The sequence below is a fragment of the Acinetobacter sp. Lyrl_1 genome, from assembly GCF_051948795.1.
GTDB classification, from domain to species: domain Bacteria; phylum Pseudomonadota; class Gammaproteobacteria; order Pseudomonadales; family Moraxellaceae; genus Acinetobacter; species Acinetobacter towneri.
The window spans coordinates 1-26,226 of the sequence record NZ_JAYJLK010000016.1 but is presented as its reverse complement, the minus strand read 5'-3'; the positions used below and the strand labels follow the sequence as shown (position 1 = coordinate 26,226).

The 26,226-nt window shown below is 43.5% G+C and carries 36 protein-coding genes and 1 pseudogene; 7 read left to right on the top strand and 30 right to left on the bottom strand.

Translation table 11 applies throughout. The features are described from left to right. Positions 1-8: 8 nt before the first annotated feature. The 28 genes and pseudogenes from VF675_RS07085 to VF675_RS06950 all read right to left on the bottom strand — a co-directional run bounded on the left by VF675_RS07085 (position 9) and on the right by VF675_RS06950 (position 14,352). Positions 9-1,016 carry a DNA-directed RNA polymerase subunit alpha gene (locus tag VF675_RS07085; RefSeq protein ID WP_096901364.1) on the bottom strand — a complete coding sequence of 336 codons (1,008 nt, stop codon included), beginning with the start codon at positions 1,014-1,016 and terminating at the stop codon, positions 9-11. A 17-nt stretch (positions 1,017-1,033) separates the two neighbouring features. Next, positions 1,034-1,660, bottom strand: coding sequence for a 30S ribosomal protein S4 (gene rpsD / locus VF675_RS07080; protein WP_004786890.1), 627 nt, complete (start codon positions 1,658-1,660; stop codon positions 1,034-1,036). 12 nt (positions 1,661-1,672) lie between these two features. Then, entirely contained in the window at positions 1,673-2,059 is a 387-nt protein-coding gene (gene rpsK / locus VF675_RS07075) for a 30S ribosomal protein S11 (protein ID WP_001040166.1), read from the bottom strand. A 19-nt stretch (positions 2,060-2,078) separates the two neighbouring features. Then, entirely contained in the window at positions 2,079-2,435 is a 357-nt protein-coding gene (gene rpsM / locus VF675_RS07070; RefSeq protein WP_004974734.1) for a 30S ribosomal protein S13, read from the bottom strand. A gap of 107 nt (positions 2,436-2,542) precedes the next feature. Beyond that, the gene (gene rpmJ, locus VF675_RS07065; protein WP_000867907.1) at positions 2,543-2,659 is read right to left on the bottom strand and encodes a 50S ribosomal protein L36; all 117 of its coding nucleotides are present in this window, start codon (positions 2,657-2,659) and stop codon (positions 2,543-2,545) included. A 20-nt stretch (positions 2,660-2,679) separates the two neighbouring features. Then, positions 2,680-3,999: a preprotein translocase subunit SecY gene (secY, locus tag VF675_RS07060; RefSeq protein WP_440204999.1), complete on the bottom strand. Its 1,320-nt coding sequence runs from the start codon at positions 3,997-3,999 to the stop codon at positions 2,680-2,682. 45 nt (positions 4,000-4,044) lie between these two features. Further along, positions 4,045-4,485 carry a 50S ribosomal protein L15 gene (gene rplO / locus VF675_RS07055; protein ID WP_168418774.1) on the bottom strand — a complete coding sequence of 147 codons (441 nt, stop codon included), beginning with the start codon at positions 4,483-4,485 and terminating at the stop codon, positions 4,045-4,047. Between the two features lie 3 nt (positions 4,486-4,488). Next, positions 4,489-4,665, bottom strand: a complete 177-nt coding sequence (gene rpmD / locus VF675_RS07050; protein WP_004786899.1) for a 50S ribosomal protein L30 — start codon at positions 4,663-4,665, stop codon at positions 4,489-4,491. A gap of 6 nt (positions 4,666-4,671) precedes the next feature. Further along, complete coding sequence (rpsE, locus tag VF675_RS07045; protein ID WP_004974725.1) at positions 4,672-5,169, bottom strand: 30S ribosomal protein S5; 498 nt, start codon at positions 5,167-5,169, stop codon at positions 4,672-4,674. A 2-nt stretch (positions 5,170-5,171) separates the two neighbouring features. Then, positions 5,172-5,522 carry a 50S ribosomal protein L18 gene (gene rplR, locus VF675_RS07040; RefSeq protein ID WP_004281497.1) on the bottom strand — a complete coding sequence of 117 codons (351 nt, stop codon included), beginning with the start codon at positions 5,520-5,522 and terminating at the stop codon, positions 5,172-5,174. Positions 5,523-5,536: 14 nt separating this feature from the next. Then, positions 5,537-6,070 (bottom strand): 50S ribosomal protein L6, encoded by a 534-nt coding sequence (rplF, locus tag VF675_RS07035; RefSeq protein ID WP_004974722.1) that lies wholly within the window; start codon positions 6,068-6,070, stop codon positions 5,537-5,539. Between the two features lie 16 nt (positions 6,071-6,086). Beyond that, complete coding sequence (gene rpsH, locus VF675_RS07030; RefSeq protein WP_004974720.1) at positions 6,087-6,482, bottom strand: 30S ribosomal protein S8; 396 nt, start codon at positions 6,480-6,482, stop codon at positions 6,087-6,089. A gap of 12 nt (positions 6,483-6,494) precedes the next feature. Continuing rightward, positions 6,495-6,800, bottom strand: coding sequence for a 30S ribosomal protein S14 (gene rpsN, locus VF675_RS07025; RefSeq protein ID WP_004825185.1), 306 nt, complete (start codon positions 6,798-6,800; stop codon positions 6,495-6,497). A gap of 9 nt (positions 6,801-6,809) precedes the next feature. Next, positions 6,810-7,346, bottom strand: a complete 537-nt coding sequence (rplE, locus tag VF675_RS07020; RefSeq protein WP_004974719.1) for a 50S ribosomal protein L5 — start codon at positions 7,344-7,346, stop codon at positions 6,810-6,812. Positions 7,347-7,362: 16 nt separating this feature from the next. Next, entirely contained in the window at positions 7,363-7,680 is a 318-nt protein-coding gene (gene rplX / locus VF675_RS07015) for a 50S ribosomal protein L24 (protein WP_004974717.1), read from the bottom strand. Positions 7,681-7,689: 9 nt separating this feature from the next. Then, positions 7,690-8,058 (bottom strand): 50S ribosomal protein L14, encoded by a 369-nt coding sequence (rplN, locus tag VF675_RS07010; protein WP_001982634.1) that lies wholly within the window; start codon positions 8,056-8,058, stop codon positions 7,690-7,692. A 91-nt stretch (positions 8,059-8,149) separates the two neighbouring features. Next, positions 8,150-8,407, bottom strand: coding sequence for a 30S ribosomal protein S17 (gene rpsQ, locus VF675_RS07005; protein ID WP_004974714.1), 258 nt, complete (start codon positions 8,405-8,407; stop codon positions 8,150-8,152). Further along, positions 8,404-8,601, bottom strand: coding sequence for a 50S ribosomal protein L29 (rpmC, locus tag VF675_RS07000; protein ID WP_004650482.1), 198 nt, complete (start codon positions 8,599-8,601; stop codon positions 8,404-8,406). The genes rpsQ and rpmC overlap by 4 nt, the downstream gene beginning before the upstream one ends. Beyond that, positions 8,601-9,014, bottom strand: coding sequence for a 50S ribosomal protein L16 (gene rplP, locus VF675_RS06995; RefSeq protein ID WP_004691317.1), 414 nt, complete (start codon positions 9,012-9,014; stop codon positions 8,601-8,603). The genes rpmC and rplP overlap by 1 nt, the downstream gene beginning before the upstream one ends. Beyond that, positions 8,954-9,770 (bottom strand): annotated as a pseudogene (gene rpsC / locus VF675_RS06990) (30S ribosomal protein S3). Before rpsC ends, rplP begins: the two are co-directional and overlap by 61 nt. 1 nt (position 9,771) lies before the next feature. After that, the gene (gene rplV, locus VF675_RS06985) at positions 9,772-10,101 is read right to left on the bottom strand and encodes a 50S ribosomal protein L22 (protein WP_001982638.1); all 330 of its coding nucleotides are present in this window, start codon (positions 10,099-10,101) and stop codon (positions 9,772-9,774) included. An 11-nt stretch (positions 10,102-10,112) separates the two neighbouring features. Next, on the bottom strand, positions 10,113-10,388 hold the full coding sequence (gene rpsS, locus VF675_RS06980) for a 30S ribosomal protein S19 (RefSeq protein ID WP_004673001.1): 276 nt from the start codon (positions 10,386-10,388) through the stop codon (positions 10,113-10,115). Positions 10,389-10,407: 19 nt separating this feature from the next. Beyond that, positions 10,408-11,232 carry a 50S ribosomal protein L2 gene (rplB, locus tag VF675_RS06975; protein WP_004974706.1) on the bottom strand — a complete coding sequence of 275 codons (825 nt, stop codon included), beginning with the start codon at positions 11,230-11,232 and terminating at the stop codon, positions 10,408-10,410. 11 nt (positions 11,233-11,243) lie between these two features. Further along, the gene (rplW, locus tag VF675_RS06970) at positions 11,244-11,564 is read right to left on the bottom strand and encodes a 50S ribosomal protein L23 (protein WP_004974703.1); all 321 of its coding nucleotides are present in this window, start codon (positions 11,562-11,564) and stop codon (positions 11,244-11,246) included. Beyond that, positions 11,561-12,163 (bottom strand): 50S ribosomal protein L4, encoded by a 603-nt coding sequence (rplD, locus tag VF675_RS06965; RefSeq protein WP_004974702.1) that lies wholly within the window; start codon positions 12,161-12,163, stop codon positions 11,561-11,563. Before rplD ends, rplW begins: the two co-directional genes overlap by 4 nt. Before the next feature lie 11 nt (positions 12,164-12,174). Further along, entirely contained in the window at positions 12,175-12,813 is a 639-nt protein-coding gene (rplC, locus tag VF675_RS06960) for a 50S ribosomal protein L3 (protein ID WP_026438075.1), read from the bottom strand. A gap of 59 nt (positions 12,814-12,872) precedes the next feature. Beyond that, positions 12,873-13,184, bottom strand: a complete 312-nt coding sequence (gene rpsJ, locus VF675_RS06955) for a 30S ribosomal protein S10 (protein ID WP_000070912.1) — start codon at positions 13,182-13,184, stop codon at positions 12,873-12,875. A 424-nt stretch (positions 13,185-13,608) separates the two neighbouring features. Beyond that, a complete protein-coding gene (locus VF675_RS06950) occupies positions 13,609-14,352 on the bottom strand; it encodes a type 1 glutamine amidotransferase (protein WP_440204991.1) in 744 nt (247 codons plus the stop codon). Between the two features lie 148 nt (positions 14,353-14,500). Here VF675_RS06950 and VF675_RS06945 point away from each other — a divergent pair, with 148 nt between their 5' ends. From VF675_RS06945 to VF675_RS06920, 6 genes are all read left to right on the top strand, one after another. Next, positions 14,501-15,691 (top strand): PLP-dependent transferase, encoded by a 1,191-nt coding sequence (locus VF675_RS06945; protein WP_440204990.1) that lies wholly within the window; start codon positions 14,501-14,503, stop codon positions 15,689-15,691. A 51-nt stretch (positions 15,692-15,742) separates the two neighbouring features. Then, complete coding sequence (locus VF675_RS06940) at positions 15,743-17,326, top strand: helicase HerA-like domain-containing protein (RefSeq protein WP_440204989.1); 1,584 nt, start codon at positions 15,743-15,745, stop codon at positions 17,324-17,326. Between the two features lie 239 nt (positions 17,327-17,565). Further along, entirely contained in the window at positions 17,566-18,777 is a 1,212-nt protein-coding gene (hmpA, locus tag VF675_RS06935) for an NO-inducible flavohemoprotein (RefSeq protein WP_004974691.1), read from the top strand. 92 nt (positions 18,778-18,869) lie between these two features. Further along, positions 18,870-19,313: an RrF2 family transcriptional regulator gene (locus VF675_RS06930; protein ID WP_004974689.1), complete on the top strand. Its 444-nt coding sequence runs from the start codon at positions 18,870-18,872 to the stop codon at positions 19,311-19,313. Between the two features lie 130 nt (positions 19,314-19,443). Beyond that, positions 19,444-20,316 (top strand): ribosome biogenesis GTP-binding protein YihA/YsxC, encoded by an 873-nt coding sequence (gene yihA / locus VF675_RS06925; RefSeq protein ID WP_346792499.1) that lies wholly within the window; start codon positions 19,444-19,446, stop codon positions 20,314-20,316. 216 nt (positions 20,317-20,532) lie between these two features. After that, positions 20,533-20,946 carry a VOC family protein gene (locus tag VF675_RS06920; RefSeq protein ID WP_019836869.1) on the top strand — a complete coding sequence of 138 codons (414 nt, stop codon included), beginning with the start codon at positions 20,533-20,535 and terminating at the stop codon, positions 20,944-20,946. Between the two features lie 78 nt (positions 20,947-21,024). Here VF675_RS06920 and VF675_RS06915 read toward each other — a convergent pair whose 3' ends face one another. Both VF675_RS06915 and VF675_RS06910 read right to left on the bottom strand, forming a co-directional pair. Next, entirely contained in the window at positions 21,025-22,266 is a 1,242-nt protein-coding gene (locus VF675_RS06915; RefSeq protein ID WP_004974680.1) for a dicarboxylate/amino acid:cation symporter, read from the bottom strand. A 165-nt stretch (positions 22,267-22,431) separates the two neighbouring features. Beyond that, on the bottom strand, positions 22,432-23,304 hold the full coding sequence (locus VF675_RS06910; RefSeq protein WP_004974677.1) for an acyl-CoA thioesterase: 873 nt from the start codon (positions 23,302-23,304) through the stop codon (positions 22,432-22,434). Positions 23,305-23,608: 304 nt separating this feature from the next. Here VF675_RS06910 and plsB point away from each other — a divergent pair, with 304 nt between their 5' ends. Beyond that, positions 23,609-26,173 carry a glycerol-3-phosphate 1-O-acyltransferase PlsB gene (plsB, locus tag VF675_RS06905; RefSeq protein ID WP_440204988.1) on the top strand — a complete coding sequence of 855 codons (2,565 nt, stop codon included), beginning with the start codon at positions 23,609-23,611 and terminating at the stop codon, positions 26,171-26,173. The last annotated feature ends 53 nt before the right edge of the window (positions 26,174-26,226 follow it).

Below are 26,226 nucleotides of genomic sequence, written 5' to 3'. Positions count from 1 at the left end.
CTACTTAATTAACGGCTACGATAGGCGAAACGATCGTCCATACGGAGACTAGCCGGTGGCCAGTTCTCTAAACGCATGCCGAGCTGTAAGCCTTTTGAAGCCAGAACATCTTTGATCTCTGTAAGCGATTTTTTACCCAAGTTAGGCGTTTTAAGTAGCTCAACTTCAGTGCGCTGTACAAGATCACCAATGTAGTAAATATTTTCTGCTTTCAAACAGTTAGCAGAACGAACAGTAAGCTCTAGATCATCTACTGGACGAAGCAAGATTGGATCAACTTCTTCACGAGGCTCTTGAGCAACAGGAGCTTGATCTTTCTGAAGATCAACAAAAATTGCAATTTGTTGTTGCAAGATTGTTGCCGCTTTGCGGATTGCTTCTTCTGGATCAACTGTACCATTGGTTTCAAGATCAATGACCAACTTGTCAAGGTCAGTACGTTGTTCTACACGCGCATTTTCTACGATGTAAGACACACGTTTGATTGGGCTATAAGAAGCATCTAACTGCAAACGACCTACAGGGCGAGTTTCGCCTTCTGGGAAACGTGAGTCAGATGTTTCATAACCACGGCCTTGAGCAACTTTCAGGCGCATTTTTAAATTGCCTGTAGCACTTAACGTGCCGATCAAGTGTTCAGGGTTAACCACTTCAACATTATGTGGTAAACGAAGGTCTGCAGCAGTTACATCGCCTGGACCTTGTTTTTCCAATGTCAAATAAGCTTCATTTTGATCGAACAGCTTAATAGACAATCCTTTCAGGTTCAGCAAGAGCTCGACGATGTCCTGCTGCAAGCCTTCCAAAGTACTGTACTCGTGCTCGACACCTTCAATTTCAACTTCTACCACAGCTGCGCCAGGTAAAGAAGAAAGAAGGATGCGACGTAAAGCATTACCAAGAGTATGACCAAAGCCACGCTCTAATGGTTCTAGAATAACTTTTGCCGAGGTCCCGCTTGCCGCTTCGACCTTGATCGCTTGCGGAGTAAGAAACTCATTTGCAGTACGCGTCATTATTGCTACCTCAAGGATTATTTAGAATACAATTCTACAATCAAGCTTTCGTTGATTTCAGCAGGTAAATCAGAACGATCTGGTGCAGCTTTAAACGTACCTTCTAATTTAGAATGGTCAACTTCCATCCAAGAAGGGATACCACGTTGAGCAGCCAATTCAATTGCGTTTTTAATACGTAATTGTTGTTTAGCACCTTCGTGAACTGCAATTACATCACCAGCTTTAACTTGGATAGACGCAATGTTAACACGACGACCATTTAAAGTAATGCTACGGTGAGATACAAGCTGACGAGCTTCTGCACGTGTAGAACCAAAACCCATGCGATAAACAACGTTATCAAGACGGCTTTCGAGCAATTTCAACAAGTTTTCACCTGTTGCGCCTTTCACACGAGCAGCTTCTTTATAGTAGTTACTAAATTGACGCTCTAAAACACCGTACATACGACGTACTTTTTGTTTTTCACGTAATTGTAGTGAGTACTCAGATTGCTTACCACCACGAGCCCCGCCATGTTGGCCAGGTGCTTTAGCGTGTTTTTTAGTTTTGACGTCAAAAGGTTTAACGCCAGATTTAAGTTGCAGGTCTGTCCCTTCGCGGCGAGAGAGTTTGCATTTTGGACCAATATAACGAGCCATGAATGTTTCTCCTTACACGCGACGTTTTTTAGGTGGACGGCAACCGTTGTGAGGGATTGGAGTCACATCGGTAATGCTGTTAATTTTATAACCCACTGCACCTAATGCACGAACCGCAGACTCACGACCTGGACCAGGACCTTTAACAAGGACGTCCAAGTTTTTCAAACCGTAATCTAAAGCAGCTTTACCAGCAACTTCAGCAGCTACCTGAGCAGCGAACGGAGTTGATTTACGTGATCCACGGAAGCCTTGTCCACCTGAGGTAGCCCAAGCCAGTGCATTACCTTGACGATCGGTAATGGTCACAATGGTGTTATTAAAAGAAGCGTGAATGTGTGCAACACCTTCAGAGACGGTACGAGTGACCTTCTTGCGTGTGCGAGTATCTTTAGCCATCTTTTAGCTTCCAGAAATCTTATTTCTTAATCGGTTTGCGCGGACCTTTACGGGTACGTGCGTTAGTTTTGGTGCGTTGACCACGGACAGGCAAGCTGCGACGATGACGAAGACCGCGGTAGCAGCCTAAATCCATTAAACGTTTAATGTTCATGGAAATTTCGCGACGTAAGTCACCTTCGGTCGGAACCTTAGCAACTTCTGCACGAATCGCATCAAGCTGAGCGTCATCTAGTTCACGGATCTTTGTTGTTGGAGCGATGCCCGCAGCAGCCAAGATAGTCTTAGCAGTGTGGCGACCAATACCAAAGATATAAGTGAGAGAGATAACAGCGTGCTTGTTATCCGGAATGTTTACACCGGCAATACGAGCCATTCAATTTTCTCCAAAAAGGCAGTTAAGACAATCAACCGCCCCACAAAAATCTTGAGGGGCGGATAATAACCTAATTAGCCTACTGAAATCAACAGGTCTTAATCAAATTAACCTTGACGCTGCTTATGACGAGGTTCTGCGCTGCAAATTACGCGGATAACCCCATTACGACGGATAACTTTACAGCTACCACAAATTTTCTTTACAGAAGCTTGTACTTTCATGATGAAACCTCTAAGTGCGCTTATCCCTTAGGATGAGCAGTCGTTTTTCTCATTAACGTTTGATTATCGTACTGGTGCGAGGTGAGATGTGCTTGAAGCTGAGCCATAAAGTCCATCACGACCACCACAACAATCAGCAATGAGGTACCACCCAAATAGAATGGAATACCAAAAGAGCTCTGTAATACCATTGGCATTAAACAAATCACTGTGATGTAAATCGCGCCAATAAAGGTCAAACGACTGAGAATATGATCTAAGTAACGAGCAGTTTGCTCACCTGGGCGAATACCAGGCACATAAGCTCCGCTGCGTTTCAAGTTCTCTGAAACCTCTTTAGGGCTGAAAACCAGCGCAGTGTAGAAGTAACAGAAAAAGATAATTAACGCACCAAAGAGCACCAAATACAACGGTTGTCCAGGCGACAATACCAATGCCAAGTCTTGAAGACTACGCTTGATTAATCCTGCATTAGGATCTGCACTGCCTACCCACTGACCTAAGCTCGCAGGGAACAAAAGCAATGAACTGGCAAAAATTGCAGGAATAACACCTGCCATATTAATTTTTAATGGCAAATGCGTTTGCTGTGCAGTAAATATACGACGACCTTGTTGTTTTTGAGCATAGTTTACTGGAATACGACGCTGCGCTTTCTCAATAAACACAATTGCTGCAAGTACACCCAATGATAAAAGGCCAAAAATTGCCAAGCCAATCAGACTAGACTGACCACTATCAATAGATGAGAAAGACTGCATAATTAAATTAGGCAAGCCTGCAACAATACCTGCGAAAATGATCATGGAAATACCATTACCCACTCCGCGTTCGGTAATTTGTTCACCCAACCACATTAGGAACATAGTTCCTGCTACCAAAGAGGTAACAGCTGGAACGTAAAAAGCCAGACCTGAAGTAAGGGTAATCCCTTGACTAATCAGACCTGCACACATACCAATTGCTTGCACAAGTGCAAGAAAAAGTGTTCCTTGGCGCGTATATTGATTAATTTTACGCTTGCCTTGTTCGCCTTCTTTTTTCAAAGCTTCCAGCGAAGGAACCACGGTTGACATTAACTGCACAATAATCGATGCAGAAATGTATGGCATGATCCCTAAAGCAAGAATCGACATCCGCTCTAATGCACCACCCGAAAACATGTTAAACAAACCAAGGATTGTACCTTGGTTTGCATTAAACAAATGTTCAAGTGCAGCATTATTAATGCCTGGTACTGGAATATGCGCTCCTAGTCGAAACACCAACAACGCACCAATGAGAAACATCATTCGGCGTATAATTTCACGATATTTCACATGAAATGGTTGGCCTTTCATCATATGAACATGACCTGAAGAACTAGGAGTCATAGACACTGGGGATTACTCCTCGACTTTACCGCCAGCAGCTTCAACAGCAGCTTTAGCGCCTTTAGTCACAGCAACACCTTGAACAGTGAATGCGCGAGTAATTTCACCAGAAAGTACGATACGAGCACGAATCATATCTTTACGTACAACGTTCGCTGCTTTTAAAGTTTCTAGGCTAACGATGTCGCCTTCAACTTTAGCAAGCTCAGATAAACGTACTTCAGCAGTTTTCAAAGCGATTTGGCTAGTGAAACCGAATTTAGGTAAACGACGATATAACGCAGTTTGACCACCTTCGAATCCAGGACGTGTACCACCGCTCTTACGTGAGTTTTGACCTTTGATACCACGACCACCAGTCTTACCAACGCCAGAACCGATACCACGGCCTAGACGACGGGCTTCACGCTTAGCACCTTCTGCAGGTGCAAGTTCATTTAAACGCAGAGTCATGGCTTATTCCTCTACACTAACCATATAGTAGACTTGGTTGATCATACCACGGTTAGAAGGCGTATCTTGCACTTCTACAGTATGACCAATACGACGCAGACCTAAACCTTTAAGGCTAAGCTTGTGATTTTTCAAGCGGTGCGATGCAGATTTAGTCTGGGTAACTTTAATCGTTTTCATGATTGATTACCCTTGAATTTGTTCTACTGAAAGACCACGTTTCGCAGCAACCTTTTCAGGAGTTGTCATGTCACGCAAACCGTTAAAAGTTGCGTTCACTACGTTTGCAGCGTTAGTAGAACCACGGCATTTAGTCAATACGTTACGTACACCTGCAGCTTCTAAAACTGCACGCATAGAACCACCCGCAATTACACCAGTACCTTCAGATGCTGGTTGCATGTAAACACGGCTTGCACCATGACGCGCATGAATCGGGTGTTGTAAAGTACCATCTGCCAATTCGATAGTGATCATGTTACGACGTGCAGCTTCAAGTGCTTTAGAAATAGCAGCTGGAACTTCACGTGCTTTACCACGACCAAAACCCACGCGACCATTACCATCACCCACAACAGTTAATGCTGTGAAAGAGAAGATACGACCACCTTTAACAACTTTGGCTACGCGATCAACGGCAACCAGCTTTTCAACAAGACCTTCGTTTTGTTCAACTTTAGCCATGATTAGAACTCCAAGCCGTTTTCACGAGCAGCATCAGCCAAGGCTTTGATACGACCATGATATTTAAAACCAGAACGGTCAAACGCAACTTTAGTTACGCCAGCTGCTTTCGCGCGTTCTGCAATTAAAGCACCTACTTTTTGAGCTGCTTCAACGTTACCAGTTGTACCAGCACGTAAAGTAGCATCTAAAGTTGAAGCTTGCGCTAAAACTTTGCCACCATCTGCTGAAATAACTTGAGCATAGATGTGACGCGGCGTGCGGTTTACACACAAACGAGTCGCACCCAATGCACGGATGTGCAAGCGTGTGCTTTTCGCACGACGCAAACGGGATTGTTTCTTTTCGTTCATAAGAACCTCGCGCCTTATTTCTTCTTAGCTTCTTTACGAAGAACAACTTCATCCGAATAACGAACACCTTTACCTTTATATGGCTCTGGTGGACGGTATCCACGGATATCCGCAGCAACTTGACCTAAAGCTGCTTTATCAGCAGATTTAAGGATAATTTCAGTTGCAGTTGGAGTTTCTGCAGTCACACCTTCAGGAAGGGTGTAATCGATTGGGTGTGAAAAACCAAGGTTAAGGTTAACAACGTTACCTTTTACCGCAGCTTTATAACCAACACCAATCAATTGCAACTTACGTTCGAAGCCTTCGCTCACACCTTTTACAAGGTTGTTAAGCACAGCGCGAGCAGTACCAGCTTGCATCCAAGCGTCTTTCGACTCAGCTTTAGGAGCAATAGCTAAAATACCGTCTTCCTGTTTTAGCTCGACCAGCGCATGCAGGTTGAAAGACAATGTACCTTTGCTGCCTTTCACTTCGACCTGCCGGCCGTTCTGAGTAACTGTAACACCGTTAGGTACAGTTACTGGGGCTTTAGCCACACGAGACATGAGGAATCACCTATTATTAAGAAACAAAAGCAATAACTTCACCACCGATACCTGCAGCACGTGCAGCGCGATCAGTCATGATGCCTTTGCTTGTAGAAACGATTGCAATACCTAAACCTTGCTTAACGCTTGGAAGTGCATCTTTACCGCGATACTGACGTAGACCTGGACGGCTTACGCGTTTCACAGTTTCGATAACTGGTTTGCCTTCATAGTATTTTAAAGTAATCGTTAATGTAGGTTTGCCTTCGTTGTCAGCCACTTCTACATTTGCGATATAACCTTCTTGTTGAAGTACGTTTGCAATAGCAACCTTCAACTTAGAATTAGGCATAGAAACAGTTTGTTTCTTTGCCATTTGAGCGTTACGAACACGCGTTAGCATGTCGGCAACGGTATCTTGCATACTCATTTATAGTGCTCCTTACCAGCTTGCCTTAACAACGCCCGGTACATCACCTTGCATTACTGTGTCACGTAATTTGTTACGGCTTAAACCGAACTTACGGAAGTAACCATGAGGACGACCAGTTAAACCACAACGGTTACGAAGACGTACTGGAGACGCATTACGTGGTAATGCTTGTAATTTCATCATCGCTTCGAAACGCTCTTCGTCGCTTGCATTTACGTTTGCAATCGTTGCTTTTAATTCAGCACGTTTTGCAGCGTATTTAGCAACAGTAGCTTCGCGTTTCAATTCGCGATTAATCATACCTTTCTTAGCCATATCGACCTCTTATTTGAACGGGAAGCCGAATGCACGCATAAGCGCACGGCCTTCGTCATCGGTGCGAGCAGTCGTAGTAATGGTGATGTCCATACCACGAATTTGATCAATCTTATCGAAATCGATTTCAGGGAACATGATTTGTTCCTTGAGACCCATAGAGTAGTTACCACGACCATCAAATGATTTCGAAGAGAAACCACGGAAGTCACGGATACGAGGGATCGCGATAGAGATCAAACGGTCTAAGAATTCGTACATACGTTCGCCGCGTAAAGTAACTTTACAACCAATCGGCCAACCATCACGGATTTTAAAACCAGCGATTGATTTACGAGCTAATGTTAAAACTGGTTTTTGACCAGCAATAGCTTGCATATCAGAAAGAGCGCCATCTAACAATTTCTTGTCAGCAGCTGCAGCACCAACACCCATGTTGATGGTAATTTTAGTGATGCGAGGGATCTCCATCACATTCTTAACGCCCAATTGTTCTTGTAATTGAGCCTTAAGTTCGTCGTTGTAACGTGTTTTAAGTCTGGCCATTGCCTATTTCAACCTATTACTTCGCCACCGCCACTGATTCACCATTCGATTTATAAACGCGAGTTTTCACGCCATCAATCGTTTGGTAACCAACACGGTCAGCCTTTTGGGTTGTAGCATTAAAAATTGCCACGTTTGAGATATGAAGCGAAGCTTCCTGCGTTACGATACCGCCTTCAGCGCCCGTAGCACGGTTTGGCTTCTGGTGCTTCTTAACCAAGTTAAGACCTTCGACCTTAACACGGTCATTAGAAACTGACAGAACAGTACCCTGTTTGCCTTTTTCTTTACCTGCGATCACAATTACTTGATCGCCTTTTTTAATCTTAGCCATGATTGCCTCTTATAGAACTTCAGGAGCCAATGAAATGATTTTCATGAACTGTTCAGTACGAAGTTCACGAGTCACTGGTCCGAAAATACGAGTTGCAATCGGTGCTTTGTTGTTATTCAAAATAACAGCAGCGTTATCATCAAAACGGATCACAGAACCGTCTGGACGACGAATACCGAACTTTGTACGTACAACAACAGCATTCATCACGTCACCTTTTTTAACACGTGCGCGTGGAATAGCTTCTTTTACAGTAACTTTAATAATGTCGCCAACAGAAGCATAACGACGATGTGAACCACCTAGTACTTTAATACATTGTACGCGGCGAGCACCACTGTTGTCAGCTACGTCAAGCATCGTTTCGGTTTGAATCATTGCCCTACTCCAAAACCGAGCATCACCGGTCACAATTTCGAAAGGCTCAAAGAGTACTCGAAATTGACCGATGATGCAACAAGAACGTTAATTACTCAGCAGCAGCTTCAACAACTTCAACTAAAGTCCATGACTTAGTTTTAGACATTGGGCGGCTTTCTTTGATGGTTACAACATCACCAATCTTGGCGGTATTGTTCTCATCATGAGCGTGTAATTTGGTTGAACGGCGAATCAATTTGCCATACAACGGGTGTTGAACTTGGCGTTCAATAAGGACAACAATAGATTTTTCCATTTTGTCGCTTACAACTTTGCCAGTTAACGTGCGGACTGTATTTTGACTCATTGCCCGTTCCCCTGTTTTTCGGTAAGGAGGGTCTTGATGCGTGCAATAGTTTTACGAGTAAGCGCAACTTCATGCGATTTACCCAATTGACCAGTTGCTTTCGCCATACGAAGACGGAATTGGTTAAGCTGTTGCTCATCAAGCAAAGCTGTCAACTCTTCTACCGACTTTTCACGTAGATCTTTAGTTTTCATTACATTACCGTCCGAGTCACGATAGTGGTTTTAAACGGAAGTTTAGCAGCAGCAAGCGTAAATGCTTCACGCGCCAATTCTTCGTTCACACCATCAATTTCGTACAAGACTTTACCTGGTTTGATTTGACAAACCCAATATTCCACAGAACCTTTACCTTTACCCATACGCACTTCAAGAGGCTTAGAAGTAATTGGTTTGTCTGGGAATACACGGATAAAGATCTTACCACCACGCTTAATACGACGGCTGATTGTACGACGTGCCGCTTCAATTTGACGCGCAGTCATTTGACCACGTTCAACTGATTTAAGAGCGATAGTACCGAAAGATACTGAGCTACCACGGTGCGCTAAGCCAGTGTTACGGCCTTTTTGCACCTTACGGAATTTAGTACGTTTAGGTTGCAACATGGATTATTCTCCTTTTTCAGCAGAACGATCATTGCGACGACCACGACGCTCTTGACCTTCACCACGACCGCGACCGCGTTTAGCTGGACGTTCTTCAGCAGGTGCTGGGTTCATGACTTGCTTCATGCCACCCAAGATTTCACCACGGAATACCCAAACTTTAACACCAATCGTACCGTAAGTAGTTTCAGCACGCATAGTTGCATAGTCGATGTCCGCACGAAGTGTATGCAAAGGTACACGACCTTCACGATACCATTCAGTACGTGCAATCTCTGCACCACCTAAACGACCAGAAACTTCAACTTTGATACCTTTAGCACCAGCACGCATAGAGTTCTGTACCGCACGCTTCATAGCACGACGGAACATTACACGCTTTTCTAATTGAGAAGCGATTGCTTCAGCAACTAAACGTGCATCTAAGTCTGGACGGTCAATTTCGTTGATGCTTACTTGCGCAGGAACACCCATAATAGATGTTAATTCGCGTTGTAATTTCTCAATGTCTTCGCCTTTTTTACCGATTACGATACCAGGACGCGCAGTGCTAATTGTTACTTTAGCAGCACCCGTTGGACGTTCGATAAGAATATTGCTTACCATTGCGTTCTTAAGTTTTTTAGTTAAAAACTCACGAACTTGAAGGTCTTTAAGCAAGTATTCAGCGTATTGTTTCGGATTCGCATACCAGTTAGCGTTATGACGTTTCACAACACCTAGGCGGATACCGATTGGATGAACCTTCTGACCCATATCAAACCCCTACCTTAACGGTGATGTGACAAGTACGCTTAGTAATACGATCTGCACGGCCTTTAGCACGTGGCATAATACGTTTAAGGCTCATGCCTTCGTCAACGTAAATCGTAGATACTTTAAGGTCGTCTACATCTAAACTGTTATTGTGTTCAGCATTTGCAATTGCAGATTCCAATGCTTTCTTAACTAAAACAGCAGCTTTTTTGTTGCTGAAGTTTAAAATGTTAAGTGCATGCGCAACAGATTTGCCGCGGATAAGATCTGCAACCAAACGTGCTTTTTGTGCCGAGATAGCGGCACCGCGTAATTTAGCAGTTACTTCCATCATAGCACCTATTAACGTTTAGACTTCTTGTCAACACCGTGACCACGATAGGTACGAGTTGGCGCGAATTCACCGAGTTTATGACCAACCATGTGTTCAGAGATAATCACTGGAACATGGTTACGACCATTGTGAACAGAAATTGTTAAACCAACAAAATCTGGGAGGATCATCGAACGACGCGACCAAGTTTTGATCGGCTTACGGTTATTAGCCGCGATTGCCGCTTCAACCTTAGCGAACAAGTGCGCATCGACGAATGGGCCTTTTTTCAGAGAACGAGGCATTGTCAGATTCCTTTACTTGTTACTTAACGCGACGGTCGCGAATAATCATCTTAGTCGTACGCTTGTTGGTACGTGTCTTGTACCCTTTAGCTTTTTGACCCCATGGGCTCACAGGTTGGATACCTTTAGTACGCCCTTCACCACCACCGTGCGGGTGATCAACCGGGTTCATTGCCATACCACGAACGGTAGGACGAACACCACGCCAGCGCGAAGCACCTGCTTTACCAAGTGAACGAAGGTTGCTTTCTGAGTTAGATACTTCACCTAACACAGCGCGACACTCAACGTGCACTTTACGCATTTCGCCTGAACGTAGACGAACGATAGCGTATGAACCGTCACGACCCAACAATTGAACCGAAGTACCAGCAGAACGCGCTAATTGAGCACCTTTACCGATTTTAAGTTCGATGTTGTGAAGAGTAGCACCGATTGGCATATTACGAAGTGGTAAGCAGTTACCTGGACGAATTGGAGCATCGTTACCAGATTGAACTTGATCACCAGCACGTAAACCTTTAGGCGCAATAATATAACGACGTTCACCGTCAGCATACTTCAACAATGCGATGTGTGCAGTACGGTTTGGATCGTATTCAATACGCTCTACAACAGCAGGAATGCCATCTTTGTTACGTTTGAAGTCTACGATACGGTAGTGTTGCTTATGACCACCACCAACGTGACGTGTAGTAATGTGACCGTTGTTGTTACGACCACCAGTACGTTTTTTAGCTTCTACCAACGGCGCATAAGGCGCACCTTTGTGAAGATGGTCGTGAACGACTTTCTCTACAAAGCGACGTCCTGGAGACGTTGGCTTACATTTTTGAATCGGCATAAATTTCGTCCTTATTCCGCTGCGCTTTCAGCGGTATCGCCCAAGTCAGCCATTTCAACATCTTGGCCAGCTTTCAGGGTGACGTATGCTTTTTTAACATCAGAACGGCGTCCCAATGTACGACCAAAGCGCTTAGTCTTACCTTTAGTGATAGTCGTGTTAACTTTAACAACTTCCACACCAAATAATTGCTCAACTGCTTTTTTGATTTCAAGTTTGTTTGCATTTAATGCAACTTTGAATACTTGAACACCAGCAGTTTCGCCTAAAACTTGTGCTTTTTCTGAAAATACAGGTCCTTGTAGGACTTGATATAAACGTTCGTTGTTCATCCGAGTTCTACCTCAATTTTCTTAGCAGCAGCAACAGACATTACAACTTTGTCGAACGCGATCAAGCTAACAGGATCGATTGCAGTAGCATCAACCACATCAACGTGTGGAAGGTTACGCGCTGCAAGATATAGATTCTCATCTACAGCTTCAGTTACGATCAATGCGCGAGTTGCATTCAAGTCGTTAAGTTTTGCAAGCAACTCTTTAGTTTTAGGAGCTTCAACAGCAAACTCTTCAACCAATACAAGACGATCTTGGCGAACAAGTTCAGCTAAGATACATTGCATTGCACCGCGGTACATTTTGCGGTTAACTTTTTGAGACCAATCTTGTGGACGAGCAGCAAAAGTTTTACCACCACCAACCCAGATTGGGCTACGAATAGAACCAGCACGAGCGCGGCCAGTACCTTTTTGACGGAATGGTTTTTTACCACCGCCAGCAACGTCTGCACGTGATTTCTGAGCTTTAGAGCCTTGACGACCACCAGCTAAGTAAGCCGTAACAACTTGGTGTACAAGTGCTTCATTGAATTCACGACCGAACGCAACTTCAGATAACTCAACAGCAGAGCCGGAAACAGTATTTAAATTCACGTTATTTCCCCTCAAGCCTTGATCGTAGGACGTACAGTTACGTCACCACCAGTCGCACCAGGAATCGCACCTTTAACAACAAGAACTGAACGCTCTGTGTCGATAGATACAATTTCAAGACCCTGTACAGTTACGCGTTCAGCACCTAAATGGCCAGCCATTTTTTTGCCTTTGAATACGCGACCAGGAGTCTGGTTTTGACCTGTAGAACCTAGAACACGGTGAGAAACAGAGTTACCGTGAGTAGCGTCTTGAGTACGGAAGTTCCAACGCTTAACACCACCCTGGAAACCCTTACCTTTAGACTGACCAGTTACGTCAACGATCTGACCTACTGTGAACAAATCTACACCGATAGTTCCGCCAACTTCACGACCTTCAAGATCAGCTTCTGTAGCACGGAATTCTTGAACTAAACGACCAGCAGCAACACCCGCTTTAGCGAAGTGACCTTTCTGAGCGTTAGTTACGCGAGATTCGCGACGTTCACCAGTAGTAACCTGAATTGCTTGATAACCATCTGTTTCAAGCGTTTTGATTTGAGTGATGCGGTTAGGATCAACCTCAATCACTGTAACAGGTACAGAAACACCAGCATCTGTAAAGATACGGGTCATACCGCACTTGCGACCGACTAAACCAATAGCCATGTGCATAAACCTCTAAAAAAGCGGCCTAATTAACTTAGAGTGTTAATTAACCGAAAGCCTTAACCCAATGCAATCTGAACATCAACACCAGCTGCTAGATCTAATTTCATCAACGCATCAACAGTTTTATCTGTAGGTTGAACGATGTCGATCAAACGCTTGTAAGTACGGATTTCATACTGGTCGCGCGCATCTTTGTTTACGTGTGGTGATGTTAAAACGTTGAAGCGTTCGATGCGAGTTGGCATCGGGATTGGACCACAAACTTGTGCGCCAGTACGCTTAGCGGTTTCTACGATTTCTTGAGCAGATTGATCGATCAGACGATGATCAAAAGACTTCAAACGGATACGAATTCTCTGGTTAGACATACCAGTTAACTCCAAGCCAAATATATAAAGAATCACCCTTGACGCATCTCACCCCACTAATTTAAGGCAAGTGTCAAAGGCAGTGAATTATCACTAAGGTCATGATCGATGCCACGACTGTCACGATGTTAACTACTTTCTTCGCAGTTAACCCCCTTGCATAAAGGGTCGCCCATTATAACGATTGTTTAATGCATAAGCAAATCTCTTTTTGGCTTTATTGCTTTATTTTTCACGCTCTGCCGATTTCTCTTTTTAAAATATACGATTAGCACTTTATATATGAGTTAAGCAGCATTCCTATCCAATTATTGAGTGTAAATGTAGGTAATCTGCTTTTTGACCATTTCCTCTACCTTGACAGCGCAAATCATCCTCACCATGACTAACTTTCATTTCTGTGTTAGCAGCACAATCCATGACTTTATTCCCTAAGTTTGCTTTGTACTAAAACATAATCTATTGCACGATTCATTAATTGGTTGCCTGCCTGAAATTGTGCTGCAGACATCTGTTTTAATTCATGCGCGGGTTGTACATACATGCCTGAAAATGCAGGTTTCATTTCAGCATTGTCCAAAAACAACTGCAAAGCCCGTGGGGTAATTTCTGGATGGAACTGAAATCCTAGTACGTTTTTCCCAATTTGATACAGTTGATTGGTGCAAGCGGCATTACTGGCAAGTCTTACCGCGCCCTTAGGTAATTCAAAAGTTTCGCCATGCCACTGCATCACTGAGATTTGATCAGGCATTTGGAAACAGCTTTCTGGTATATTTTCGACTTTATAGACAGGATGCCAACCGCGCTCCTGTTCAGGATTAGGACTCACTGCTGCACCCAACGCATTGGCAATCATCTGCCCACCTAAACACAAACCGATTGCAGGTTTACCCATCGCCAAATAACGCCTAATCCAGCGTTTTTCTGTTTTTAACCATGGATAATGTACTTCATCATTTACACTCATGGCACCGCCCATCACAATTAACAGGTCAATCTCTTCAACTTTGGGCAGAGCTTCAATTTCAATATTTTGCTCAGGCGGTAAAGCAAAAAATTCGGTTGCAGTGATATGCGCCCCCATCTGCTTTAAATAGTCATAGCAACTTCCAAAACCTTCACCTGCACTATGCTGAAAATAATGCACGCTTAGTGGTGCTTTCATCTGGATCATCCTTTGTATTTTCTATACTTCAGCTTCTGCAAAAATAGCGCCAAGTTCAAGGCATGTCTTGTAGTGCAGCTTTTTATAGCCTAAAGCCAGTATTTCTCTTAAGCTAAACTCAATATTTGCTTATTTTCTGAGTGAACCTGTGAAGAATAATGCTCAAACTGCTTTAATTCATGCACCAAGACGTGCCCCACAATATATTCAAACGGTACAGCCTCCCCTATTTCGTGCATCGACCATTATCTTTGAAAACACAGATGCACTGTTTAATCGACACTGGACTGATGCTTATGATTATAGCTATGGCACACATGGCACACCGACTACATTCACACTCGCTGATCAGATTGCGCAATTAGAAGGTGGTGAATACTGCTTACTCGCACCAAGCGGACTATCAGCAATTAATTTGGTGAATTCCTGCTTTTTAAGTCAAGGCGATGAAGTTTGGGTGGCTGACAATATTTACGGCCCAAACATGGAGCATTTACGCAATTTAGAGCAGCGTTACGGCATCACCGTTCAAGTCTACAATCCAATTGATGTCGATAGCTTTCAACCTTCTGCCCAAGCCAAACTGATTTGGCTAGAAGCGGCAGGTTCGGTCACACTAGAGTTTCCAAACCTAACTGCATTAGTCAAAAAAGCCAAATCACATCACATGCTCACAGCCTTAGATAATACTTGGGGTGCAGGACTTGCGTTTAATGCTTTCGATTTTGGTGATGAACATTTAAGTGTCGATATAAGCGTCCATGCCCTGACCAAATACCCAAGTGGTGGTGGTGACATTTTAATGGGGTCTGTCGTGACCCGTGATCAACACTTACATCATCAACTGTTTCGTATGCATGCCATTCAAGGTATTTGCGTATCGGGGGATGATGTCGCGCAAGTACAACGCAGTTTGGCTTCGATGCAACTACGTTATGAGCACCAAGCAAAAAGCACAATTGAATTACTCAACTGGCTGAAACTACAACCACAATTTGCTCAGGTGTTGCACCCTGCCGATGCCACATCTGCGGGGCATGCGTATTGGAAAGAAATTTGCCGCGATGGACACAGCGCAGGTTTGGTCAGTGTGATTTTTAAGCCTGAATATGATTTAGCCTCTGTACGCCAATTCTGTGATGCACTATCTTTATTTAAACTCGGCTTTAGCTGGGGCGGCCCCGTAAGTTTAGTGATGCTTTACGTTCTCAAGTCCATGCGTACCCTAGAGCACTCTCACTTGGCTGAAGGATTATTGGTGCGTTTTTGTATTGGGCTAGAACATCCTGCAGATTTAATTCAAGATATTCAAAATGCCTTACAACGCTTCAGCGACTAATGCAGCACAGATCATCATTTTAACAATAGCTATATAAATCAGGATAAAAATATGAGTACAGCAATCGTTATTGGTAAAAAAACTGCCGACGTTCAACAAGACGTGGTTTTACATTCACAGTTTGCCAACCGCCACGGTTTAATTGCAGGTGCAACAGGTACAGGTAAAACCGTCACCTTAAAAGTCTTGGCAGAAAGCTTTTCACGAATTGGTGTATCCGTATTTTTAGCCGATGCCAAAGGCGATGTTTCAAGTCTAGCCAAAGCAGGCAGCAGCAGCCCAAAGTTTGATGCACGTATTCAGAGCTTAGGTATCGAAAGCATTCCGTTTGCAGCATCTCCTGTGGTGTTTTGGGATTTATTTGCCGAACAAGGTCATCCGATTCGTACCACCATTTCTGAAATTGGCCCGTTATTATTGGCGCAAATGCTGAACCTGAATGACACCCAAGAGGGCGTGTTGTCTGCGGTATTCCGTATTGCCGATGATCAGGGTTTATTACTGATTGATTTTAAAGATTTAAAAGCCATGCTGACCTATGTCAGCGAACACGCCAGTGAATTTAAAGCTGAGTATGGCAATCTTTCTCCAGCCAGTTTGGGTGCGATTCAGCGCAATTTACTGGCTTTAGCTGATCAGGGCGGTGATAAATTCTTTGGTGAGCCGAGTTTGGATATTTTGGATTTTATTCAAACTGACAGTCAGGGACGCGGCAATATTAATGTTTTGGCTGCAGACAAACTCATGAACACGCCAAAACTGTACGCCACCTTTTTATTATGGATGTTATCAGAACTGTTTGAACAATTGCCTGAAGTGGGCGATATGGACAAGCCAAAACTGGTGTTCTTTTTTGATGAAGCACACTTGTTATTTGACAATGCCAGCAGCACGCTACAAGAAAAAATTGAACAAGTGGTACGCTTAATTCGCTCTAAAGGCGTGGGGATTTATTTTGTGACCCAAAACCCGCTGGACTTGCCTGAAAGCGTATTGGGACAATTGGGTAACCGTGTTCAGCATGCCTTACGTGCTTTTACACCCAAAGACCAAAAAGCAGTAAAAACTGCCGCAGATACATTCCGTGCCAACCCAGACTTTAAAGTTGAACAAGCCATTACCGAACTTGCGGTAGGTGAAGCCTTAATTAGTTGCTTAGATGAACAAGGCACACCGCAAATTGCAGAACGCGCTTGGGTAATGCCGCCCTACTCATCGTTTAGCCCAATTAGCACAGAAGAACGTCAAGCCTGTATCAGCCAGAGTGTTATTGCAGGTGTGTATGAGCAGCAATTAGATCGTGAAAGTGCTTATGAAATGCTGCAACAAAAAGTTGAACAACGTCAGCAACTAGCCGCAGCAGCAGAACAAGCTAAAATTGAAGCCAAAGAAGCTGAAGCTCGCGCCAAGCAAGAGGCAAAAGAAGCCGAAGCACTCGCCAAACAACAAGCGCGCGAGCAAGAACGTCTAGCCCGCGAACAGCAAAAAGAAGCAGAACGCGCTGCCAAACAGCGTGAAAAACTGACTCAAGATATTGTGGGTACCTTTGCCAAAAGCGCAGCACGCAGCTTAGGCGGTTCTACTGGGCAGAAAATTGTACGAGGTTTGTTAGGGTCATTATTTGGTAAGAAATAGCATGTTATAAACGATGAGGTTTGTATAGATTTCATTCATGGATGCACCATCCAAAACCTAAATGAACACTTACAAACCTCTCGCTGTCACATCTACAAACCCCATAAAAACTTTAAAAATAATGGGATATTTTTATAATCCATATTTTTTTTAAGGTTTCACAAAAAAATGTTTGCAATCCTTATTTATAAGATGTATTTTGAATACATCTTATAAATAACAGCCATGAGAGATCGAACATGACTCCACAGCAAATTGACCTTGTAAAAGCAACTGTTCCTGTACTCCGTGAAAATGGTGTCGCACTGACTGGTTATTTCTATAACCGCATGTTGGGGAATAATCCTGATCTAAAAGAAACCTTTAACATGGGTCACCAACGTAGTGGTGCGCAGGCTCAAGCGCTTGCAGGTGCTGTATTGGCTTATGCTGAAAACATTGAAGATCCTTCTGTGCTTGCGCCTGTGATTGAATTGATTGCCCACAAACACGTGAGCTTAAACATTCAAGCACCTGACTATAATATTGTGGGCGAAAACCTACTTCACTCTATTAGCGAAGTATTAAATATTTCAATGGAAGATCCTCTAATTGATGCATGGGCAGCTGCTTATGGTCAGTTAGCAGAAGTGTTTATTAATGCTGAACGTGCAATCTACGAACAACACGAACAAACTAAAGGCAGCTGGTTAGGCTGGCGTAATTTCAAAATTGCCAAGAAAGTTGTAGAAAGTGACGAAATCACTTCAATCTACTTCGAGCCAGTAGATGGTGGCGATTTACCAAAATACGAAGCAGGTCAATATATTTCAGTACGCGTATTTGTACCTGAACTTGGCTTGAAGCAACCACGTCAATACACGCTATCGACTAGCCCACAACAAGATTACTTACGTATTTCTGTAAAACGTGAGCCAGGCAATGGTGCAGATAAAGTTGCAGGTTGGGTATCGAACGTATTGCACCAATTACCAGAAGGTTCTGAAGTTGAAGTATCTGCACCAACAGGTAACTTCTTCCTCATCGACAGCAACAAACGCAATGTCTTCATTAGTGGCGGCGTTGGCTTAACACCAATGATTGCAATGTTGAATCAATTGGTGACTTTAGATGTGCCACAACCTGTGACATTTATTCACGCATGTCGTAGCAAACAAGTACATGCCATGAAACAGCATCTCCAAGACTTAACTGCAAAATGTCCACGTATTCATACGTTGACTGCGTATGAGTTCCCGAACGAAGGTGATGTACTGGGTCAAGATTACGATGTTGCAGGTCGTTTAGACCTCAGCACTGTAGATGCAGCGCTGTTACCAGCCGATGCAGATTACTACTTATGTGGTCCAATGCCATTCATGGCAGAACAGCGTAAAGCTTTACTTGCGCGTGGCATCAAAGATGAGCAAATCCATAGCGAAGCGTTTGGTACAGGTGGTGTTCGCCACTAATCTAAAGCATTAAAAGCTAATAGGTAAGGCTAGTCTAGTTATGCTAGACTAGCCTTAATTTATTTGTATTTAAAAAAAACATCTGTGCGATCATGCAATTAAATAAATTCACCGACTATGCGCTGCGTATTTTAATGTATATCTCGCGTCCTCGAGATGTACCCTATACCATTGCGGAAATTGCACAGGATTTGCATGTTTCCCAGAACCATCTGGTAAAAATCGTTCACTTTATGGGTAAGCAAGGATGGCTAATTACCACTCGTGGTAAAGGTGGCGGGATTCGTTTGCATCCTGAAGCATTGCCTTTGCGTTTAGGTCATGTGGTGAGAATCCTGCAAGGTGAAAATCAAATTGTAGAGTGTAATACCCCGCCCTGCGTGCTGCGTGCGCAATGTGGACTAAAAGGCATTCTCAATCAGGCAATGGAACAGTTTTATCAAAGCTTAGATCAATACAGCTTGGGTGAAGTGCTACAGCCTGTACCCAATTTACAGTTCAGTACACAATCTCCAATCCCGCTGATTCATCTTTAAAGTAACTTAAACGGTCAAAGCAATATCATCCTAGATGTTGCTTTTTTCGGGCATTCAGGGCGCAAAGGTCGCTTGCCTGTATGACTTGCTTTATAATGCCTGTTTGTAGACCATGAATTGAAGTTAAGTTATGCACCATAGCAGAGGAAAATCGAAAAACAGTAAGGCAGCAGCACAGCCACGGCAGAAAATTAGCTACGAGAAAAAAGTAGACCCTGCCATTACTGAATACTCTGTTCGCGCCTTAAACTGGCTGCGTAAAGCCGAGTTTTTAATGAGTGCGCCTAAACTGAATTTATGTGTAGAAGATACTGGCTACGAAGTGGCTTTTGCAGGACGCTCCAACGCAGGTAAGTCCAGTGCAATTAATGCTTTAACCAATCAAAAACAATTGGCACGTGCTTCTAAAAAACCGGGTCGTACTCAAATGATCAACTTCTTTAGTTTGGGCAACCCCGAACAGCGTTTGGTCGATTTACCCGGTTATGGTTATGCAGCCGTACCTGAAGCCATGAAAATTGTGTGGCAAAAAGAACTCGAAAATTATTTGATTCATCGTAAAAGTTTACAAGGCTTGGTGTTACTGATGGATATTCGCCATCCCTTACAGCACTTTGATGTGATGATGCTGGAATGGGCGTATTCGCGTAAATTGTTCGTGCATGTATTGCTCACCAAATCGGACAAACTCAACCGCGGCCCTGCCAATAAAGTATTGCTTGAAGTCAAACAGCAGTTGAAAAAGATGAAACTAGATTTCTCGATTCAATTGTTTTCATCACTCAATAAGCAAGGTTTGGAAGAACTTGCGAGTGTGATGGGCGGACGCTTGAACTTTACCTTAGAACAAGCGCATCAATTTGATTTAGACAGCATTCCAGAAGCGACTGGCGATGATGTTGATGTTGATGTTGATGTTGATGTTGATGTTGATGTTGATGTTGATCAGCCTGAATTTTTAGAAACTGACGATTTAACCGCATCTGATACCGAAACCAAATAGTCCGTTAAATTACTGACTATTGGTCTATAACATAAAGTCCTATTCGCTCAATCTCGAATAGGACTTTTTATTTGTATGTCCACTTTCAGTTTTACGCCGTAATCACAATCTCCCTCTCCACCAAAGTTGCACTTTACAACGCAGCCAGAAATGCCCTACTGTCAAGATCATAACAATTAAACGCTTAAACAATTACATAAGATAAGGAGATCAAACATGCAGGCACACATTTCAGTGATTACCTTAGCGGTAGAAGATTTACAACGTGCACTCGATTTTTACCGCGACGGCTTAGGACTTGTAACTGAAGGCATTATTGGACAGGAATTTGAACAAGGTGCGGTGGTCTTTTTTGAACTGCAAGCAGGCTTAAAACTGGCTTTATGGTCTAAACAAAGTTTACAACAAGATACAGGCTTAACAGGTACAGCCAGCAGTGCTGCACAAATCACTTTAGGACATAATGTACATAGCCCACTCGAGGTCGATCAGGTATTGAAACAAGCAAAAAATGCAGGTGCGAAAATTTTAAAACCTGCACAGAGCACCTTTTACGGCGGTTATGCAGGTTATTTTCAGGACTTAGATGGTCATATTTGGGAAGTGGCCTACAGCCCATGTTGGGATTAATCTGCTTTGGCTCATGTCTTTACATAGCACAATAAAACAGGATGATGCTGAAAACTTGATTCGATTTTAAACCCATTATCAGGAATGCAGTGCAGGGTCATCACGAGTATGCCGATCGACCACCACACTAATCATCATATCGCCCTGCACATTGACCACAGTACGCACAGTATCCAACAAACGGTCGATCGGCAATAAAATCGCAATCGCTTCTGCAGGCAAGCCCACCGATTGTAATACCATAATCATCGTCACCATACCTGCGCTTGGAATACCAGGCGCGCCCAAAGAAGCGATCATGGCTGTGGCACAGACAATTAATTGCTGTCCTAAACTTAAATCCAGCCCCATTAAATTGGCAACAAACAAAGCCGCTGCAGCTTCATACAATGCCGTTCCATCCATATTCAGTTGTGTACCTAACGGGATCACAAAGCCTGCAGTTTGCGGACGCACACCTAAATTTTCCTGCGCACATTTCATCGAAAGTGGCATAGTGGCAGAACTGGAACTGGTGGCAAAAGCCGTAATTAAGGCAGCACGTGTGCCTTTAAAAAAGGTGATCGGATCCATTTTGCCAAATATCCACAACAGCAAAGGCAAGACCACCACACCATGAAAAATCGTGGTGCCCGTGACCACTGCAGCAAACTCTGCCAAACGACTCAGGACTGAAATATCTTCGGTTGCAACCAACTTAGCCAATAAAGCAAAAATCCCCAAAGGTGCCAGTTTCATTACCCAGCCAATCATCAACATCATAATTTCAAAAAATTGCTGACTGAGTTTACGTACCGTTTTAAAGTGCTCCCCGCCTTTGACCAGCGCCACACCCACCAATAAGGCAAATATCACCACTGCCAAAACATTACCCTCGGCAAAAGCTTTAAACGGATTGATTAAGGTGTTTTGAATGAAATTGGTAAAAAACGAAGACGGCGTAAGCGTGTCTGGGCTTTGATGCTGCGCCATAGCATCTTGAAACATCACAATATCTACGCCTTTACCCACTGCAAATAAATGCGCACACGCCAAACCTAAAATTAAAGCCAAAGTCGTGGTGGTGACACAACACGCCAACGTAATTTTCCAGACTCGACTCAATTGCCCTACAGCCTGTAAGTTCGACACACCGACCACAATTGAGCTAAAAATTAGTGGGATCAGCAGCATTTTCAGTAAACCAATAAAAATACTGCTCATTAAACCAATGCCATACAAACTGGCGCTAAAAAATGTGCTGTCTGGAAATAGATTCAGAATAAAACCAAACACCACACCCAAAATTGCGGCAATTAGAATTTGTGTATTGAGGCTCATACGCAATTGAGTTTTTTAATGTGATGTGTGGACTATGCCATGTGGCTGAAATTGAATCGAGTATTATTTTTCTAGCGCACTTTGATTAGGTTCAGATCGTGCTTCAGGATGTAAAAAAGCCGACATGAATGTCGGCTGATGAATGTAGATTTTAAAGGCTATATTTTATTGCGTTTCGATTTCACGTAAACGAATCAAGCCTTCCTGACTGGTGCTACACACCAATTCACCATTTTGCCACATGCGCCCAAAGTTCAAACCACGCGAACTAGTGCTAATGGTGGCTTCCATGTCGTACAACATCCAGTCATCCACACGGAACGGTTTATGGAAATACATGGCATGGTCAATACTGGCACACTGCAAACTTGGTGATAAATAGCTCAAACCATGCGGACGCAGTGCTGTGGTCATTAACGTGAAGTCTGAATAAAATGCCGCAATTGCCTGATGCAAAGACACTTCATCCACCTCTGGTGAAATGCTGTCATGGGTACGAATGTAGTGTGCATAAGCAGGTGCTTCAGGCTGCGGTAAAAATGGATTGCTCGGATTAATCGGGCGAATCTCCACCAAGCGATCACGCATAAAACTGGCACGCACATTTTCAGGTACAAACTCGACAATATGCTGTTTGAGTTCCGCTTCGTTTTTTAAAGCTTCTGCTGCAGGATAGTTTGGCTCTGAAATTTGATAATTCAGACCGTCTTCCAACGGCGCAAAGGACACCATCGCAGTAAAAATGGTACGCCCATGCTGAATGGCACGTACTTGACGGCTAGAAAAACTTTTACCATCACGCAAACGGTCAACTTCATAAATAATAGGTGCGTTGACATCGCCACCAAACAAGAAATAGGCATGCAATGAGTGCGCAGGACGATCAGTGGTATAAGATGCAGCACGTAAAGCCTGTCCCAAAACCTGTCCACCAAAAACACGTTTACCCACCAAGTTACGACTGATACCTCGGTAGATATTTTCTTCTAACTTTTCTAAACAAAGAAGTTCAACCAGCTCTTGTGTGAGTGCGTTCATAACTAACCTATGTATGGCGGAAATTGGGGATGCGGGATCGAAGTCGATGAAAAAATAAATCGTCAAAATAAACTGACTATTTTAAGCCTGCTATTTTGCCATAGATTCTGCATCTTTTACCCATCAAAGACTGACCGCTGTGTCACAACTTAGCCGATCAATTTTGCTAAAAATACGATTTTTAACGATAAAATCTAACAATATTCATGCAAATTATCTAAAAATGCAGCGCGATTATTAGATACAATGACGCAAAATAAATTCCCTACTGGCTAGGGACTTAGGTGATGAAGTAGGAGTGAGTATGTCCAAGCGTGGTTTTGGTCAAATGTATCGTCAGCTTTCTGGTAAGCTGCTTGACCTTGTGGTGACACCGCATGTTTTGGGTGAAGTCCCTGTCAAGGATGCGCAAAGTGTAGACTCAAATGCCACTCGCACCAAGATAACTTGCTACGTATTGCAAAATCACTCACGCAGCAATGCCTTGGTGGTCGATGGCGAAACACGTCGCTTAAAACTCACGCCTGCGCTTGATCCATTGGTGATGGGTTCACATAAAGAAAAAGCCTCGATTCTGTTTTTACAGCATCACGATGAGAACAACCTACTCAATCCACCACCTTATGCTTTTCCGCCACGCTTGTTACGTTTAATTGAACAATTAGAACAACACCCAGAACTTGATATTGAATTGGTACCTGTGACCGTGTTGTGGGGACGTTCTCCAGACAAAGAGGATTCGTGGTTTAAACTACTGTTTACCGATACGTGGGCAACGCCTGGCACAGTCAAGCAGTTAATGAATATTGGGGTGCATGGTCGTCAGTCTTATTTGGAATTTCACGAACCACAATCATTACGCGCTTTAATTGAACATGCCAAAACTGAGCATCCAAACCTGTCGCCTGCGACCTTTATTGTCAACACGCTAAATAATTACTTAGATGGGCAGCGTGAAGTCGTGCTTGGCCCAGACTTGTCTGACCGTCGCAATGTCATGCTCAGTCTGATTAAATCTCCCGATGTGCAAGATGCTATTCGTCGTGAAAGTTTACGCAGTAAAATTAGCGTGATTGAAGCCGAGCGTCGTGCGATTGGTTATTTAAATGAAATTGTGTCGGACTATTCTCATGCTGCGGTACGCTTTGCCGATATGGCACTGACCCGCTTATGGACACAATTGTACGATGGCGTGGAAGTGCATAATTTTAGTACCGTGCGCGAACTGGCCAAAGACTATGAAATTATCTACACCCCATGTCACCGCAGTCATATCGACTATTTATTGCTGTCTTATGTGATTTACAAACGCGGCATGATGGTGCCGTACATTGCTGCGGGCGATAACCTGAACATGCCATTTGTAGGGCAATTGCTTCGTGGTGGCGGTGCGTTTTTTATCCGTCGTACTTTCCGTGGCAATGGCTTATACACGACGGTCTTTAAAGAATATTTATTCAGTATTTTGTCGCGTAACACGCCGCTTGAATACTTTATTGAAGGTGGGCGTTCACGTACAGGTCGCTTGTTGCCACCGAAAACAGGCATGCTCGCCATGACCATTCACAGTCATTTGCGTGGTCGCGCCAAACCCATTGCTTTTGTGCCAACCTATATTGGTTATGAACGCCTGATGGAAGGTTCAACCTATGTGGGTGAAATGCAAGGCAAGCCAAAAGAATCTGAATCGCTGATGGGTATTTTAAAAACCATGCGCAAGATTGAACGGATTTTTGGCAAGGTGCATGTCAATTTTGGCGAACCTGTGTTTTTAGATGATGTGCTAAAACAACACGATGCCGAACACATCAGCATTGAAAAAAATGATGATCCTATTCCACCTCAAGTGTCAGATGCAGTGAACACTTCAGCGCATGCGATTTTGGAAAACATCAACCGTGCTGCGGTGATTAACCCAGTATCCTTGTTATCGCTGATTTTATTGGCTACGCCAAAACATACCTTGGATGAAGAAATTTGCGTGAAGCAGTTAGACACCTATCGTAATCTACTCACTGCCCTGCCTTATGATGAACGGACTCAAGTCACCCCATTGTCAGGCAAAGAAATTATTGCCTATGGCTTAAAACTCAAACTGATTAAACGAGTACAGCACGTTTTGGGCGATATTATCGCGATTGAAGACAATCAGGCGGTGTTACTCACCTACTTCCGCAACAATATTTTGCATGCCTTTGTCTTGCCATCTTTAATTGCCGCGTTGGTGGAACACAATGGTTCGATTCGTCGTGGCGATTTAATTAACGTCATTCGTACTTTATATCCGTTCCTGAAAGCTGAGCTGTTCTTGAAATGGCAAGATCAGGAACTCAAAGAACGGATTTGTGCCTATGTAGAAGCGTTAATTCAGGCCAAATTGATTTCTGAAGATGCGGAAGGCAACTTAATTTCACCTGCACCAAATAGTGAAGACCATAACCAGTTGGTAGTATTGGCTGCACCTGTAATGCAGAGTTTAGAGCGTTATTACATGACACTGGCGCTGATTACACAACGCGGCTCAGGCAATATTTCGGCACGTCAGGTCGAAGAACTCAGCCATTTGGTCGGTCAGCGTTTGTCGGTGCTGTATGAATTCAACTCACCTGAATTCTTTGACAAAGCCTTGTTCCAAAGCTTTATTAAAGTCTTAACTCAGCAAGGTTATATCAGCACCAACAGTGACAATGCGATTGTGTTTGATGATAACTTTAAAAACGTCGCACAATACGCCAATTTGGTGTTGGATGATGTGACTTTACAGATGCTGCAACACATCACCACCTTTAGCGATGAAGAATTGCGTGAGGCGTTAGAGGCTCTTGCTGCACAACAGGCGAAGAAACGCTTAAAACGTAAGAAGAAGTAATTTTCACACAAAAAAACATAGCGATCTGTATAGCAATAGGTCGCTATGCTTTA

Excerpts from the sequence above, each read along its gene's own strand:
- rplC (WP_026438075.1), bottom strand. The coding sequence starts at position 12,813 with ATGGCTATTGGTTTAGTCGGTCGCAAGTGCGGTATGACCCGTATCTTT.
- rpsE (WP_004974725.1), bottom strand. The coding sequence starts at position 5,169 with ATGGCTAAAGTTGAACAAAACGAAGGTCTTGTTGAAAAGCTGGTTGCC.
- rpsJ (WP_000070912.1), bottom strand. The coding sequence starts at position 13,184 with ATGTCTAACCAGAGAATTCGTATCCGTTTGAAGTCTTTTGATCATCGT.
- rpsN (WP_004825185.1), bottom strand. The coding sequence starts at position 6,800 with ATGGCTAAGAAAGGTATGATTAATCGCGAATTGAAACGCGAAGCTACT.
- rplX (WP_004974717.1), bottom strand. The coding sequence starts at position 7,680 with ATGGCTAAGATTAAAAAAGGCGATCAAGTAATTGTGATCGCAGGTAAA.
- VF675_RS06930 (WP_004974689.1), top strand. The coding sequence starts at position 18,870 with ATGCAATTAAATAAATTCACCGACTATGCGCTGCGTATTTTAATGTAT.
- rpsD (WP_004786890.1), bottom strand. The coding sequence starts at position 1,660 with ATGGCTCGTTATATTGGTCCAAAATGCAAACTCTCTCGCCGCGAAGGG.
- hmpA (WP_004974691.1), top strand. The coding sequence starts at position 17,566 with ATGACTCCACAGCAAATTGACCTTGTAAAAGCAACTGTTCCTGTACTC.
- plsB (WP_440204988.1), top strand. The coding sequence starts at position 23,609 with ATGTCCAAGCGTGGTTTTGGTCAAATGTATCGTCAGCTTTCTGGTAAG.
- rplB (WP_004974706.1), bottom strand. The coding sequence starts at position 11,232 with ATGCCGATTCAAAAATGTAAGCCAACGTCTCCAGGACGTCGCTTTGTA.
- yihA (WP_346792499.1), top strand. The coding sequence starts at position 19,444 with ATGCACCATAGCAGAGGAAAATCGAAAAACAGTAAGGCAGCAGCACAG.
- rpmC (WP_004650482.1), bottom strand. The coding sequence starts at position 8,601 with ATGAAAACTAAAGATCTACGTGAAAAGTCGGTAGAAGAGTTGACAGCT.
- rplO (WP_168418774.1), bottom strand. The coding sequence starts at position 4,485 with ATGACTCTGCGTTTAAATGAACTTGCACCTGCAGAAGGTGCTAAGCGT.
- rplP (WP_004691317.1), bottom strand. The coding sequence starts at position 9,014 with ATGTTGCAACCTAAACGTACTAAATTCCGTAAGGTGCAAAAAGGCCGT.
- rpsK (WP_001040166.1), bottom strand. The coding sequence starts at position 2,059 with ATGGCTAAAGATACTCGCACACGCAAGAAGGTCACTCGTACCGTCTCT.
- rpmD (WP_004786899.1), bottom strand. The coding sequence starts at position 4,665 with ATGAAAACGATTAAAGTTACCCAGACTAAATCTGCATCGCACCGCTTG.
- VF675_RS06920 (WP_019836869.1), top strand. The coding sequence starts at position 20,533 with ATGCAGGCACACATTTCAGTGATTACCTTAGCGGTAGAAGATTTACAA.
- rplV (WP_001982638.1), bottom strand. The coding sequence starts at position 10,101 with ATGGAAGTAACTGCTAAATTACGCGGTGCCGCTATCTCGGCACAAAAA.
- VF675_RS07085 (WP_096901364.1), bottom strand. The coding sequence starts at position 1,016 with ATGACGCGTACTGCAAATGAGTTTCTTACTCCGCAAGCGATCAAGGTC.
- rpmJ (WP_000867907.1), bottom strand. The coding sequence starts at position 2,659 with ATGAAAGTACAAGCTTCTGTAAAGAAAATTTGTGGTAGCTGTAAAGTT.
- rplR (WP_004281497.1), bottom strand. The coding sequence starts at position 5,522 with ATGAACGAAAAGAAACAATCCCGTTTGCGTCGTGCGAAAAGCACACGC.
- VF675_RS06910 (WP_004974677.1), bottom strand. The coding sequence starts at position 23,304 with ATGAACGCACTCACACAAGAGCTGGTTGAACTTCTTTGTTTAGAAAAG.
- VF675_RS06950 (WP_440204991.1), bottom strand. The coding sequence starts at position 14,352 with ATGAAAGCACCACTAAGCGTGCATTATTTTCAGCATAGTGCAGGTGAA.
- VF675_RS06940 (WP_440204989.1), top strand. The coding sequence starts at position 15,743 with ATGAGTACAGCAATCGTTATTGGTAAAAAAACTGCCGACGTTCAACAA.
- rplE (WP_004974719.1), bottom strand. The coding sequence starts at position 7,346 with ATGGCCAGACTTAAAACACGTTACAACGACGAACTTAAGGCTCAATTA.
- rpsQ (WP_004974714.1), bottom strand. The coding sequence starts at position 8,407 with ATGAGTCAAAATACAGTCCGCACGTTAACTGGCAAAGTTGTAAGCGAC.
- rplW (WP_004974703.1), bottom strand. The coding sequence starts at position 11,564 with ATGAACAACGAACGTTTATATCAAGTCCTACAAGGACCTGTATTTTCA.
- rpsM (WP_004974734.1), bottom strand. The coding sequence starts at position 2,435 with ATGGCTCGTATTGCCGGTGTAAACATTCCGGATAACAAGCACGCTGTT.
- rpsS (WP_004673001.1), bottom strand. The coding sequence starts at position 10,388 with ATGCCTCGTTCTCTGAAAAAAGGCCCATTCGTCGATGCGCACTTGTTC.
- secY (WP_440204999.1), bottom strand. The coding sequence starts at position 3,999 with ATGAAAGGCCAACCATTTCATGTGAAATATCGTGAAATTATACGCCGA.
- rplF (WP_004974722.1), bottom strand. The coding sequence starts at position 6,070 with ATGTCTCGTGTGGCTAAAGCCCCAGTAACTGTACCTAACGGTGTTACA.
- rplN (WP_001982634.1), bottom strand. The coding sequence starts at position 8,058 with ATGATTCAAACCGAAACGATGCTTGACGTAGCTGACAACAGTGGTGCT.
- VF675_RS06915 (WP_004974680.1), bottom strand. The coding sequence starts at position 22,266 with ATGAGCCTCAATACACAAATTCTAATTGCCGCAATTTTGGGTGTGGTG.
- rpsH (WP_004974720.1), bottom strand. The coding sequence starts at position 6,482 with ATGAGTATGCAAGATACCGTTGCCGACATGCTAACGCGTGTTCGTAAC.